The sequence below is a fragment of the Natronomonas sp. genome (genome assembly GCF_046483325.1).
GTDB lineage: Archaea > Halobacteriota > Halobacteria > Halobacteriales > Haloarculaceae > Natronomonas.
Genome location: NZ_JAWODL010000003.1, coordinates 83,461 through 94,961 on the forward strand (window position 1 = coordinate 83,461; position 11,501 = coordinate 94,961).

Consider the following 11,501-nt stretch of genomic DNA (forward strand, 5'->3'; position numbering starts at 1 on the left):
AGGTCCGCCGTGTTCGGCCGAGTGTAGTCGGTGACGAACGCGTTACTCGACTCGTCGATCGGACCGGCCGAGACGTAGCCGAGGATCCTGACGAGGGCGTTACGTTGATGCGTCCAGCGCCCCTACCCGGTAGCAAGCAGGAATGCGGCGAGATTACTTCACTTTGAGCACGAGGGGCGGGACCGCCGACGCGTCGGAACAGCCAGTTATACGCGTCACCTACGGCGGTCCGATCTCGGAACTAGAATCGCGACTCGATCCCATGGATCGGTCGCTCGACGACGACGGGATCGACGTCACCTATCGGCTACGGGAATCGGCCGGGGCGGACGCGATGGGCGTGTTTGCCGTCACGGATCGCGTCACGGGCGAGTACATCCTCGAACTCGATGTCGAAGCGGGAGAAATCTTCGCCGTCACTGCAGCGGCATCCGATGGGAGCGAGCGCGACGGCAACGGTCGCTACCGACTCGTCATCGAAAGCGACGACGGCACACCGATGGCGACGTACGAGAGATCGACGCTGTTGGTTTACGGCGTGGACGGCGGGATACTCCGCGATCGAAGCCTCATCCCGAGCGGCGTCGAAATATAGCTCGGCGAGCCTTCACGCGCCGAACTCGGATTCCGTCACCCGAACCACGAGCGTATCGGTCACGTCGTGTAGATCGTACTCCGGCAGTTCCGGCCCCGTTCTGGTCACGTACATCGGTTCGCGAAGCCGTCCATCGTCGATGCCGAAGACCTTGAGGAACCGTCCGGAATCGGTGTGATCGAGTTCGTCGTCACGGATGGCGCTCGCGAGCGCACGCGAAAGCCACTCCCCGTCGCTCACCGATGGTTCGAAGACTAACGCTTCGCTGACGAACCGAATCAGGTACCAGTTGAGATCGTTCAACAGCGCGACGGCCGCGCCGAGAGAAACCGTCTCCAGCGAAATCGAATTTTCGTAGGGCGTCGCGAGGTTGTACGTCGCGAGCGCGTCCCGTGACGTCTCGCGGCTGACGAGTTCGTACCGAAGTTCGACGTCGTCGTCACCGACGAGACACACTCGCGTCATGGATCGACATACGTACCGACGAAAAAAGCGGTTTCGTTCGCTCGATCAGAACGTCGTCAGTTCGCCGGCGATCACACGCTCGGTGATTCCGGTCACGTTTTCGAGTTCCGAGTCGATGATCCTCTCCACTTCGTCTTCGATGTCGCCGACGTCGATGCCGTCTTCGGTCACGAGGCTCGCGTCGGCGACGTGTGGGCGGTCGATCGGTTGTCCGATCTGTGAAAGCAGTCGAATCCGGGCTTCGCGAATCCCGTCGACCTCCGAGACGACGGTTCGAGCGATCTCCGTCGAGAGCAGATTATAGATCTTTCCGATGTGGTTGACCGGGTTCTTTCCCGAGGTAGCTTCCATCGACATCGAACGGTTCGGCGTGATGAGACCGTTCGCGCGGTTCCCGCGGCCGACGGACCCGTCGTCACCCTGCTCGGCGCTCGTTCCCGTCGTGGTCAGGTAGATCGAACCCTCCTCGTAGTTGTCGGCGGTGTTGACGTGTACTCGAACGTCGCGATCGGTGTATTCGGCTGTCAGCGTCTCGACGAACGTCCTAACGTCGTCGATCGTCTCGGCGTACTCGTCGATATCCTCGACGTATCGGTCGACGACTGCGACCGCGACGGTCACGTCGATCGTGTCGGATTCGCGTTTGCCCATCACCTTGATATCCTGGCCGACGGCCGGATTCTCGTCGCTGAATCGACCGTTGAGCTGCTTTTCGGTTTCGAGGACGATCCGTTCGGTCTCGGTCAAAGGCGCGTGCCCGACGCCGAACGACGTGTCGTTCGACATCGGGATCTGCTTGCCGTCCTCGCCGAAGACCTCCTGGAGATCCCCCGAACCCTCTCCGATTTTCACGTCGACGACGATGTCGGTACCGTAATCGATGAACGGGAACTGTTCGCGGATGTACTCACGCGCGGCGCGAAGCGCGATAGTTTCGGCCGGGATCTTCGTCCCCTTGTACTCCTTGGTCGCTCGCCCCGTGATGAGAAGATAGATCGGATCGATGATCTCGCCGCCGCCGAACGCGGGGGCGGAACGACCGGCGACGAGTTGCGACTCGTCCGTGTTGTAGTGGAGGACCTTCCCGACCCGATCGATGTACTCGCGCGCGAGGGCCTGCGAAACGTGCTCTGCGATCCCATCGCACAGGGAGTCCGGATGGCCGAGCCCCTTTCGCTCGACGATCTCGACGTCCTGGGCTTCGACCGCGCGGCCGACGACTGGCTCGACGCGGATGTTTCGGTCAGTCATTGCTTCCCCTTATTTTCGATCGGTTCTATAACTTACGGAAACCATACTCCAACAATAGATTACTGCCACGCATTTATTCCGCGTCGAGGAGGAGTCCGAGGTACGATCGACGGATGCCCTGATCGGGGTCGAGATCCAACCGCTCGAGCAGTTCGACCGCTCCCTCGCGTGCGGGGTCTATTTTCTCAGCCTCGGTTTCCACTTCGATGAACTCACCGAGCCCCGTGACCGAATCGAGCGTTACCGTATACTCGCCACAGCGGAACCGTTCTCGGGTCTTTTCGACCGTCGCAGCGGGGTCGAAGCCGACGGATTCGAGGATCGCCGCCATGATCTCCTCGTCGCCGACACTAGTTTCCAGTTCCTCGCGAGTCTTCGAATCGGCGTCGACGAGCGGGCCTTTGTAAGTGAGCTTCGCTTTTTTCTCCGAATCGGTGGTCTCACGACGGATCCGAAGTGCCTCGTCCGTTTCGGCAAAGTTTCTTGTTAGATGATTGTAATATGTATCGACCTGCGTGACTGTCCCCACCGGCTTCGCGTCGATCGTCGCGAGGCGCTCGCGTAGGTCTTGATGTTCGACGCGGAGCTTCAGTTCTACCTCGTACATGCACAATCCGACGGTACAGGGCTTCAAAAGTGCCGTGACTTCGGCCGTTTCGAAACGTGATTGTTAAGGGTGCGACGACTGTCGTGGGGAGTATGAGCGATGAACCCGATGAGATCGAGGAGACCGAAGCGGTAGCCGAAACCGAAGCGGTAGCCGAAACCGAAGAGGAAGAATCAGTCGATGAACCCGAAGACGAAGGGCTTCAGGACGGCGATTTCATCCGCATCGCCTACACCGCTCGAACCGTCGACGACGACCAACTTGTCGACACGACCGACGAGGAAGTCGCCGAGGAGGAAGGCGTCGGCGATCAGGGCGAGTTCAGTCCTCGCGTTATCGTGTTGGGTGAAGGCCACCTCTTTCCCGCCGTCGAGGACGACATTCGCGGAAAGGAGATCGGCGACGAGGGCAGCGTCGTCGTCAGCGCCGAGGAAGCGTTCGGCACCTACGACGAGTCCGAGGTCCGAACCGTCTCCGCCGACAAGATCGGCGAGGACGATCGCTATCCCGGTGCCCGAATTCAGATCGACGGCCAGCAGGGTGTCCTCGAGACGATTATTGGCGGCCGCGCTCGCGTGGATTTCAACCACCCACTCGCAGGCGAAGACATCGAGTACGAGTACGAACTGCTGGAAGCGGTCGACGAAGACCTCGAACAGGCTCGTGGCCTGCTGAACATGTTCCTCGATCTCGACCTGGATATGTGGATCGAAGACGACGAGGTCGAAGAGACGCGCGTCGAGGAGCCCGACGCGGTCGACGAGGACAGCGACGCCGAACCCGAGACGATCACCGAGACCGTCGAAAAGCACACCCTCTACATCGAATCGACGCCGCAGCTGTCGATGAACCAGCAGTGGATGATGCAGAAACAACAGATCGCCCAACAGCTCATCGACCTCACCGACATCGATCGAATCCTGATCCAAGAGATCCTCGACGGTGCCGGCATGGGAATGGGCATGGGCGGCATGTTCGGCGGTATGGGCGGCGGCGACGTCGACATCGAGGAGGCACTCGAGGAGGCCGACATCGACGCCGACGAGATCGCAGAAGACCTCGAATAGAATCGACATACCCCGATATTTTCGCCGATACCGACAACGAGCGAAGCGTGAGCCACATTGCCGGACGGAACGCGTATTCACCGAACCGAACACCGATGATGCAGGCCGAACACCACCCGACGCATGGCCGCGTGTGTGCACAAAAGTCGAGCGGGTATCGCGGCTGAGTGCCGATGCCTCAGCGGTCCACAGCAGGATCGAGGTCTCGCTGAAATTCGTCGAACGGCTCGAGATCGTCCGGTAGTTCGTACTCGATCCGCCGGTCGGCGCGGCCATCCGGGTGATCGCCGTCGAGTGGATTGGCGACGTCCTCCCACCCGGGCTTGATGCGAACGCTCTGGGCGGGTTGACCCACGACGACGTGGTGGGCGGGAACGTCCGATTGGACGACGCTTCGCGCGCCGACGATCGCGTTCTCGCCGACCTTACAGCCGGCACGAATCATCGCGTCGAACGTGACGCGCGCATCGTCCTCGATGATGGTGTGGTAGTTGTCGACGGCGGTCTGGTCGACAATATCGTGATCGTGGCTGTAGATGTGGGCCCCGTCTGAGATCGACACGCGGTCCCCGATGGTTAACACGCCACGGTCGTCGAGGTGCGCTTCGTCGTGGACGACGACGTTATCACCGATCGAAATGTTGTGCCCGTACGTGAAGGTGATTCCCTTGAAGAACCGGCAGCCGTCGCCGCACTCGGCGAAGAGGTGATCCGCGAGCATCCGCCGGAATCTGAGCGCGAATTCGACGTTGTCCGCCATCGGCGTGGCGTCGAACTGTCGCCAGAGCCACTGGAGGTGTTTCGATTGCTTGAACGCGGTCTCGTCCTTTTCGGCGTAGTACTCGCTTTCGAGCGTGGCCTTGCAGGGGTCGTATCCCTGTAGTCGAACCCGCTCGGCTGCCGAGACCTCCTCGCCCGCTTGCCATCGCTCGTAGGCCTTTCGGTCACCGTGGAGGTCGACCAGGACGTCCTCGACGACGGCGCAGGTGTCTTCGTCACTCGACAGCCGGGTATCGACCTCGGAGATGAACGCCCCGAGTCCTTCCTCGGCGGCGGCCGGCAGCGAGACGTGACGCTTCGTCATATCTCTCCCGAGGACTGCGTGGTTGTTATGAATTGCTGTTGTGCAGGGCGTGCACGACCGGCCATACGGATCGGACAACCGATGTGGTTCCGCCAGCGCGGTTCCGATGTCGTGGGACGAACCACGAGCGATAAGTGGGACAACCCCCAAAGACGACGTATGAATTATCGAACGCTCGGAACGTCCGGGGTCGAGGTTTCGGAGATCGGTTTCGGCGCGTGGGTCGTTGGCAGCGACTGGTGGGGCGACAGAACCGACGAGGAAGCGATCGAGATGGTCCAGTACGCGATCGATCGGGGGATCACGTACTTCGACACAGGCGACGTGTACGGCCACGGTGCCTCGGAGGAACTCATCGGGCGCGCGCTCGACGACGTTCGCGACGAGGTGACCGTCGCGACGAAGATCGGCTACGACTTCTACAACAATCCACAGGCCGGACACGGGGAGTTGCCGAAGGAGATGGGCCGCGAGTACCTCGAGGAGGCGTTCGAGAAATCGCTCGACAGACTGGGGCTCGAACGGATCGACGTGCTCCAGTTGCACAACGCGAACGTCGACGAGGTCGACACCGAGGTGCTGGCGTTTCTCGACGATCTCGAATCCGAGGGGCGGATCGACGCCGTCGGCTGGGCACTCGGCCCGTCGATCGGCTGGCTCGCGGAGGGTGACATGGCGATCGAAGAGGAGTTCGATTCCGTCCAACTGGTCTGGAACGCCTTCGAGCAGGAGGTCGGCAACCACTTCCTCGAAACGATAGAGCGAACCGAATCGACGACAAGTCTGATTCCCCGCGTGCCGCACTCCTCGGGACTGCTGAACGAGCAGGTCAGACCGGAAACGGAACTCGGAGAGGGAGACCACCGCGCCTACCGCCCGGACGAGTGGTACGAGACGGGCTGGGAGAAGCTCGAAACACTCCGATTCTTGGAACGCGACGGCGAGCGGAGCATGGCACAGGCTGCGCTGCAGTGGCTTTTGTACCACGATTCGGTCGCAACGGTGACCCCGACGTTCCGGACGCGCGAGGACATCGACGAGTGGGCAGCGGCGAGCGACGTCCCGGCGCTCTCAGACGACGAGTACGAGCGTGTTCAGGGGCTGTACGCGGATAACTTCGGGATCGATCGAAACGACGGGATGGAAGCACTCCGTTCGTCCGTTGGCGGCGAGGACATCAACGCCGCGGGGCTGGACAAGCAGTCCGCCGGCCTCTAAGCGCGTCGAGTGTCGCCTACCCGCTCTTTTCCCGATGTTTTTATTCACCCGTCGCTGACCTCTGGATAATGGGACGCATTCGGATCGTCTGGGGAACCGCGGGCGGGCCTACGGCGATGGCCTCATACGACGCCGCGCTCGCGGCCGCGAACGTTCACAACTACAACCTCGTCTCCGTTTCGTCGGTGATCCCGGCGAACGCGGAGATCGAGGTCGTCGGCGAGGCGCCCGATCTCGGGCCCCCTGGCGAACGGCTGACCGTCGTCGAGGGACGAGCGACCGTTCCACCGGAACGCGCGGAGCCAGCGGTCGCCGGTCTCGGCTGGGCACGCGAACGGGACGGTCCGGGCATTTTCTATGAGGCGTCGGGGAACGATCCGGACGCGGTTCGGAGTCGGATCGACGCTGGACTCGCCGCTGGCAAGGAACTTAGAGCGTGGGCGTTCGACGACGAGGAGCGTAGGACCGTCGTAGCCGAACCCAGTCCAAATGGGTATACGTCGGCGATCGCGCTCGCGGTGTACGGTGAGAGTACGCCGATCCTGTAGGTGTGTGTGCCATTAACTGACAATTGTTCCGACGGGTTTTTATTCACTTCCCCTGTAAGCGGAGTCGTTCAATGCACGGGAACACGCCATACGCCGGCTCGCCGACGGCCGACTCCAAGCCGACCCCCGAGCGTCGTCGAACGCTCAGACGGGAACTTGCGAGTGTCGCGGCGTCGACGCGGGAGTTGCTCTCCGATGAATTCATTGTCGGTGGCGAGATCTCCGACGGCGACGACGGCTCCCTCAGAGCCACCATCGCAGTACGCCCACCGGTCGGGTCCGTCATTTCGGCAGGAATCGACCCCGACGCGACCGACGACGCGGACGTCGACACCCTCGCGCGCGATCTCGCCGCCGGTGCGGTCTTCGAAGCGAAACACGCCGCCAGAGACACCCACAGCTCCGCGAGCTGATCCCCTCGTCACGAGGGCAGCGTTACAGAACGCCTTTGTGCACGCCACGGAAACCGGGTAGCGTGAGCGTCGCCGAGGAGCGCATCGATCGGTTGACCGAACTGGCGCGGGAGGCGTCCCGCTCGGGCGACTCGGATCTCGCCAAGCGCTACGTCCGTCGAGCCAGGCGGATCGCCGAACGTAATCGGATCCCTCTCCCCCGACGGTTCAAACGATTTACGTGTGCCCGATGTGATGCGTACCTCATCCCGGGACGGAACGCCCGCGTTCGTACCAAGGACGGCCACGTCGTCGTGACCTGCGACTGCGGTGAACACGCGCGATACCCGTATTGATCGCACCGGGTCTGATCAATCACGTGGCCGTGTGAATGTGTCAGATTTTTATGACCGCACTTCGAACACGGAGTATGTCGCCGCGAGAATTTAAACGCAGGATACATGATCTCGACCCGACCGTCTGGGTGGGGAAATCGGGGCTTGACCCGGTTGCTGACGAGTTATCGGATCAGTTGGCCGACACGGACCTCGTGAAAGTGAAGTTCCTCCGGTCGTCCCGCGGAGGGGCGACGACCGAGGCCCTCGCGGGGGATCTCGCCGACAGGGTCGGTGCCGAACTCGTCGATACGCGCGGTCACACGGCCGTGTATACCCGATGATCGCGTTACAAAACGGCGTCGGTACGTGGCTTGGCGAACTGCTCCAATCGGTCGGCTTACCGCCGGAGGTCGCTGCACCGGTCGGGGAGACGATCATCGGCGTGGCGCTCTTTTTGATCGCGTTCATCGTGCTGTACCTGATCGGTAAGCGTGGAATCCTTCCGCTTCTTAACCGAGTTTTGGATTCGCGAAATCTAGATCGTCACGCACAGACGCCGATCCGGAAGGTCGTGTGGATCCTCTATTTGTTCGTTGGAATCACGATCGCCTTCGGGATCGCAGGTTACAACGGGTTCCTCCGGTCGCTTGCGACGATCGCCGCGGCCGCGACGCTCGCGATCGGATTCGCCATGCAGGACGTGTTGAAGAACTTCGTTGCGGGGGTCTTCATTTTCACCGAGCGCCCGTTCAAAATCGGCGACTGGATCGAGTGGGACGACAACGTCGGCGTCGTTGAGGACATCAGCCTCCGCATCACGCGTGTCCGGACGTTCGACAACGAACTGTTGACCGTTCCGAACTTCCAACTCACGGACAACGTGGTGAAGAATCCGGTCGACGCGAAAAAACTTCGACTCAAGTTCGTTTTCGGTATCGGCTACGACGACGACATCGAGGCCGCGACGAACATCATTCTGGAGGAAGCAAGGGACCATCCGGGGATCATGGACGATCCAGAGCCGTCCGTTCGGCTGACCGAACTCGGCGACTCCTCCGTCGGTCTCCAGTCGAGAATCTGGATCAATGATCCGTCGCGAGCCGACTTCGTGAGGACTCGCGCCGAGTACGTCCAGCGCGTCAAAGAGCAATTCGACGCCGAAGGGATCGATATCCCGTACCCGCATCGAACGCTCACCGGTGGGATCGGGGTCGCCGACGGTCCGGTAGCCGGCGAGTAACGCGGGTTTTCGCCTCTTTCCATTAGTTTTCCCTCACGATCTGTCCGTTTGATCGCTCGACAGCACCGGATATGGAGACGAAAGAGCCTTATGTCCGACTCGTCTACCATCAGGTGGACTAGGTCGGGCGGTTAGGCCCCGCTCACAACCCGCGCTATGGTCTTTAGCGGGGACCGAAGCCGGGGGACGTCCGGACCAACCGGTACGGGCCCCGCAAGCTAACGTCGAAGCCTCGTCCTACGAGGGCAGCGGTCCGTGCGCCGGCGTCTGCAGGGACGTTCGGGCACGGTTAACCGCGGGTAATCCGTCAGGCACGGAAGTGAGCAGCGGGCCCGCGGACAGCTGTCGCCCGTAGGGTCGCGGGGTGGAGGAGGCACGCGGGACTCCCCGTATCGAGCGGTCCGGGCACACCCCGGGTCCACCATTCATTCGGACTCCGCGTTCCGAGCCACGCTGCTCGAGTTCGAAATCCCGACCGCAAGGCACACAACCGACCGAAGCCAACCGAGCGGTATGGGACTCGGAGGCGCGACCAGAAAGCTCCAGAAGGTCGCAGACATGGGCGAAGAACTGTACAGCCGGATCAGCGAACTCCGCGAGCAGATGCTCGAGGTGCACGAGACGGTCAAAGAGACCGACAAACGCGTTGCTGCGCTAGAAAACAAAGTCGACGGTCAGACCGCGATCATCGAAGCGCTCGCTGAATCCGAGGGGATCGATGTCGACGAACTCCTCACAGAAACCGCGATCGAGGAGGCCGAACCCCCAGAACCGAAAGGTAGCGACGAAGCGAGCGACGAGACGTCCGATTCGATCCTGGACGCCGAATCTCCCCCCGACGAGGCCTGATCCCCTCCGGCGACCCACTCGACCGAACTTACCCCATCAGTCGTTGGTATTCGACCTTGAGACATCGGTCTTCGACGTACCGTTTGCCGGCCGCCTCGACGCGCTCGCCGGCCCCACGATCGCGGATGCCGAGTTGGGTCCAGACGAATTTTATGTCGTCGCGTTCGATCGCTTCGTCGACGATCCCCGCAACTTCCTCGCTCGGCCGGAAGATATCGACGATGTCGATCTCCTCGCCCACCTCCGAGATGGAATCGTACGGTTCGACGCCGAATATTTCGTCTGCGTACGGGTTGACCGGGATGATCTCGTACCCGTGATCGCGCATGAACTTCGGGATCGCGTGGGCTTCCTTGTGCGGTGTCGCCGAGCAGCCGACGACAGCGATCGTTTCGAGTTCGAGAATCTCCCGCAGTTCGTCGTCACTTGTGACAGGCATACCGGAGGCTACACCACGGAGGCATAAAAATCCGTATCGGATCTCCCGGCGGCGATCTCTGATCACCGCGACGATCTCAAATCACCAGGCCGATCCGTCCAATTACGAAGGCGACCGCCGCGAGAAACATGGAGGCTTTCAACAACGATTGTCCGGCTGTCGGGTCAGTGAACGATCGGTACATTCCTGCCAGCAACCCCATAACCGTCGGAAGCAAGACGACGAGATACGGGATCCCGAACGTGTTCAGTAGATATGGTACGGGGCTGACAAGAATAGCAAACCCGACGAACGCGGCTGCGACGAACAACGCGCTCCGCTCACCGACGGCGATCGGCAGCGTGTTCAACCCCTCTTCTCGATCGCCTTCGATGTCTTCGACGTCTTTGACGATCTCTCTCGCCATCGTCGCGCTCGCCGCGAGAACGAAGAGGATGAGCACGGTTCTGAGATCGCCGCCGACTGCAGCGCCACCGTAGAGGAACGTGCTTCCGGTGAGATACGCCACCAACGCGTTTCCGATACCCGGTAACCCTTTAAATAACTCCGTGTAGACGATCAAGGCGGCGAGATTTATCACCGCGATCGCGATCGCCGCCAGCGGGAGCTGGAGGGTTAACCCGACCGCGACGGCGAAGAGTGCGACGCTAAATCCGAGCGCGACGTTCGCCGGGACGTCTCCACGCGGAATCGGACGGTTCGGTTGGTTGATCGCATCGATCTCCCGGTCGAAGTAATCGTTGATCGCGTTCCCACCCCCGGTCGCGGCGACCGTTGCGAGGACGGCCACTGAGGCGAGGATCGGCTTGTGTAATTCCCCCGCGACGAACGCGCCGATGAACGTCAACCCACCCGCCGCGATGGCGTTCCCCGGCCGCATCAGCTCGATCGCCCCGCGGGCCAGTTTCATACCCGGCTCGTCCCCGCCCGGAGTTATAAGTACCGCGACTCGATTTCGAGCGCAAACCAAGGGACTTAAGCGGTGGTGGTGGATACGGATTAGTACGGGCGCTTAGCTCAGTCTGGACAGAGTGCTTGGCTTCGGACCAAGATGTCGCGGGTTCAAATCCTGCAGCGCCCATCACGCTGCGTGACAGTTTGGATATAACAGACGGCGCGGACTTCCTTTTAAAGAAGCCGCTGAAGCAGCGATAGATTCCGTCACGTTCCATGACGCGGGTCGTCGCTGGCATGCGATTCGCAAGATACAAACTGCGCGCACAGCTCATAAAACTAGGGCAAGCAGAAGCAGTCTGCGATAGATTCTTACAAACCGAACATAAAACTCAGTCAAGATGGTGTCGGTGGACCAATGGGATCTTCACACGAGTCACACCGACTGGATCGATACCGGTGGGACCCCGCTGACGCCGGTACTCCACTTGCGGTTCGGTGGTCACAGTGAGGA

The 11,501-nt window shown here is 61.2% G+C and carries 15 protein-coding genes, 1 tRNA gene and 1 other RNA gene; 11 read left to right on the forward strand and 6 right to left on the reverse strand.

The genetic code is table 11. The features are described 5' to 3' along the window. The first annotated feature begins 142 nt into the window (after positions 1 to 142). Entirely contained in the window at positions 143 to 595 is a 453-nt protein-coding gene (locus R6U53_RS00810) for a DUF5793 family protein (RefSeq protein WP_410320477.1), read from the forward strand. A gap of 12 nt (positions 596 to 607) precedes the next feature. Here the strand turns inward: R6U53_RS00810 and R6U53_RS00815 are convergent, their stop codons facing one another. The 3 genes from R6U53_RS00815 to cyaB form a co-directional block, all read right to left on the reverse strand. Next, positions 608 to 1,060, reverse strand: a complete 453-nt coding sequence (locus R6U53_RS00815; RefSeq protein WP_410320478.1) for a DUF5804 family protein — start codon at positions 1,058 to 1,060, stop codon at positions 608 to 610. 45 nt (positions 1,061 to 1,105) lie between these two features. After that, positions 1,106 to 2,311 (reverse strand): methionine adenosyltransferase, encoded by a 1,206-nt coding sequence (locus R6U53_RS00820; protein WP_410320479.1) that lies wholly within the window; start codon positions 2,309 to 2,311, stop codon positions 1,106 to 1,108. A 73-nt stretch (positions 2,312 to 2,384) separates the two neighbouring features. Further along, on the reverse strand, positions 2,385 to 2,918 hold the full coding sequence (gene cyaB, locus R6U53_RS00825; RefSeq protein WP_410320480.1) for a class IV adenylate cyclase: 534 nt from the start codon (positions 2,916 to 2,918) through the stop codon (positions 2,385 to 2,387). 92 nt (positions 2,919 to 3,010) lie between these two features. On the opposite strand from cyaB, the gene R6U53_RS00830 reads away from it, so the two are divergent. Beyond that, on the forward strand, positions 3,011 to 3,985 hold the full coding sequence (locus tag R6U53_RS00830) for a peptidylprolyl isomerase (RefSeq protein ID WP_410320481.1): 975 nt from the start codon (positions 3,011 to 3,013) through the stop codon (positions 3,983 to 3,985). A gap of 178 nt (positions 3,986 to 4,163) precedes the next feature. Here R6U53_RS00830 and R6U53_RS00835 read toward each other — a convergent pair whose 3' ends face one another. Next, on the reverse strand, positions 4,164 to 5,069 hold the full coding sequence (locus R6U53_RS00835) for an acyltransferase (RefSeq protein ID WP_410320482.1): 906 nt from the start codon (positions 5,067 to 5,069) through the stop codon (positions 4,164 to 4,166). Positions 5,070 to 5,228: 159 nt separating this feature from the next. Here R6U53_RS00835 and R6U53_RS00840 point away from each other — a divergent pair, with 159 nt between their 5' ends. From R6U53_RS00840 to R6U53_RS00875, 8 genes are all read left to right on the forward strand, one after another. Next, positions 5,229 to 6,287 carry an aldo/keto reductase gene (locus tag R6U53_RS00840; RefSeq protein WP_410320483.1) on the forward strand — a complete coding sequence of 353 codons (1,059 nt, stop codon included), beginning with the start codon at positions 5,229 to 5,231 and terminating at the stop codon, positions 6,285 to 6,287. Between the two features lie 68 nt (positions 6,288 to 6,355). Beyond that, positions 6,356 to 6,835 carry a pyruvoyl-dependent arginine decarboxylase gene (locus tag R6U53_RS00845; RefSeq protein WP_410320484.1) on the forward strand — a complete coding sequence of 160 codons (480 nt, stop codon included), beginning with the start codon at positions 6,356 to 6,358 and terminating at the stop codon, positions 6,833 to 6,835. 71 nt (positions 6,836 to 6,906) lie between these two features. Further along, positions 6,907 to 7,248, forward strand: coding sequence for a DUF5811 family protein (locus R6U53_RS00850; protein ID WP_410320485.1), 342 nt, complete (start codon positions 6,907 to 6,909; stop codon positions 7,246 to 7,248). A gap of 62 nt (positions 7,249 to 7,310) precedes the next feature. Then, positions 7,311 to 7,583 carry a ribonuclease P protein component 4 gene (locus R6U53_RS00855; protein ID WP_410320486.1) on the forward strand — a complete coding sequence of 91 codons (273 nt, stop codon included), beginning with the start codon at positions 7,311 to 7,313 and terminating at the stop codon, positions 7,581 to 7,583. A gap of 74 nt (positions 7,584 to 7,657) precedes the next feature. Then, positions 7,658 to 7,906 (forward strand): YhbY family RNA-binding protein, encoded by a 249-nt coding sequence (locus R6U53_RS00860; protein ID WP_410320487.1) that lies wholly within the window; start codon positions 7,658 to 7,660, stop codon positions 7,904 to 7,906. Then, positions 7,903 to 8,805: a mechanosensitive ion channel family protein gene (locus R6U53_RS00865; RefSeq protein WP_410320488.1), complete on the forward strand. Its 903-nt coding sequence runs from the start codon at positions 7,903 to 7,905 to the stop codon at positions 8,803 to 8,805. Before R6U53_RS00860 ends, R6U53_RS00865 begins: the two co-directional genes overlap by 4 nt. A gap of 111 nt (positions 8,806 to 8,916) precedes the next feature. Next, positions 8,917 to 9,229: signal recognition particle sRNA (gene ffs / locus R6U53_RS00870), an RNA gene on the forward strand. An 89-nt stretch (positions 9,230 to 9,318) separates the two neighbouring features. After that, complete coding sequence (locus R6U53_RS00875) at positions 9,319 to 9,654, forward strand: DUF5798 family protein (protein WP_410320489.1); 336 nt, start codon at positions 9,319 to 9,321, stop codon at positions 9,652 to 9,654. 28 nt (positions 9,655 to 9,682) lie between these two features. On the opposite strand, the gene R6U53_RS00880 is transcribed toward R6U53_RS00875, so the two are convergent. Both R6U53_RS00880 and R6U53_RS00885 read right to left on the reverse strand, forming a co-directional pair. Next, positions 9,683 to 10,093 carry a CoA-binding protein gene (locus R6U53_RS00880; protein WP_410320490.1) on the reverse strand — a complete coding sequence of 137 codons (411 nt, stop codon included), beginning with the start codon at positions 10,091 to 10,093 and terminating at the stop codon, positions 9,683 to 9,685. Positions 10,094 to 10,169: 76 nt separating this feature from the next. Continuing rightward, on the reverse strand, positions 10,170 to 11,003 hold the full coding sequence (locus R6U53_RS00885) for a geranylgeranylglycerol-phosphate geranylgeranyltransferase (protein WP_410320491.1): 834 nt from the start codon (positions 11,001 to 11,003) through the stop codon (positions 10,170 to 10,172). Between the two features lie 96 nt (positions 11,004 to 11,099). Between R6U53_RS00885 and R6U53_RS00890 the strand changes: the two genes are divergently transcribed. Then, positions 11,100 to 11,174, forward strand: a tRNA-Arg gene (locus tag R6U53_RS00890). The last annotated feature ends 327 nt before the right edge of the window (positions 11,175 to 11,501 follow it).

Bases quoted from the DNA above. Each gene is read 5' to 3' on its own strand.
- R6U53_RS00810 (WP_410320477.1), top strand. From the start codon at position 143: ATGCGGCGAGATTACTTCACTTTGAGCACGAGGGGCGGGACCGCCGAC.
- R6U53_RS00815 (WP_410320478.1), bottom strand. From the start codon at position 1,060: ATGACGCGAGTGTGTCTCGTCGGTGACGACGACGTCGAACTTCGGTAC.
- R6U53_RS00820 (WP_410320479.1), bottom strand. From the start codon at position 2,311: ATGACTGACCGAAACATCCGCGTCGAGCCAGTCGTCGGCCGCGCGGTC.
- cyaB (WP_410320480.1), bottom strand. From the start codon at position 2,918: ATGTACGAGGTAGAACTGAAGCTCCGCGTCGAACATCAAGACCTACGC.
- R6U53_RS00830 (WP_410320481.1), top strand. From the start codon at position 3,011: ATGAGCGATGAACCCGATGAGATCGAGGAGACCGAAGCGGTAGCCGAA.
- R6U53_RS00835 (WP_410320482.1), bottom strand. From the start codon at position 5,069: ATGACGAAGCGTCACGTCTCGCTGCCGGCCGCCGCCGAGGAAGGACTC.
- R6U53_RS00840 (WP_410320483.1), top strand. From the start codon at position 5,229: ATGAATTATCGAACGCTCGGAACGTCCGGGGTCGAGGTTTCGGAGATC.
- R6U53_RS00845 (WP_410320484.1), top strand. From the start codon at position 6,356: ATGGGACGCATTCGGATCGTCTGGGGAACCGCGGGCGGGCCTACGGCG.
- R6U53_RS00850 (WP_410320485.1), top strand. From the start codon at position 6,907: ATGCACGGGAACACGCCATACGCCGGCTCGCCGACGGCCGACTCCAAG.
- R6U53_RS00860 (WP_410320487.1), top strand. From the start codon at position 7,658: ATGTCGCCGCGAGAATTTAAACGCAGGATACATGATCTCGACCCGACC.
- R6U53_RS00865 (WP_410320488.1), top strand. From the start codon at position 7,903: ATGATCGCGTTACAAAACGGCGTCGGTACGTGGCTTGGCGAACTGCTC.
- R6U53_RS00875 (WP_410320489.1), top strand. From the start codon at position 9,319: ATGGGACTCGGAGGCGCGACCAGAAAGCTCCAGAAGGTCGCAGACATG.
- R6U53_RS00880 (WP_410320490.1), bottom strand. From the start codon at position 10,093: ATGCCTGTCACAAGTGACGACGAACTGCGGGAGATTCTCGAACTCGAA.
- R6U53_RS00885 (WP_410320491.1), bottom strand. From the start codon at position 11,003: ATGAAACTGGCCCGCGGGGCGATCGAGCTGATGCGGCCGGGGAACGCC.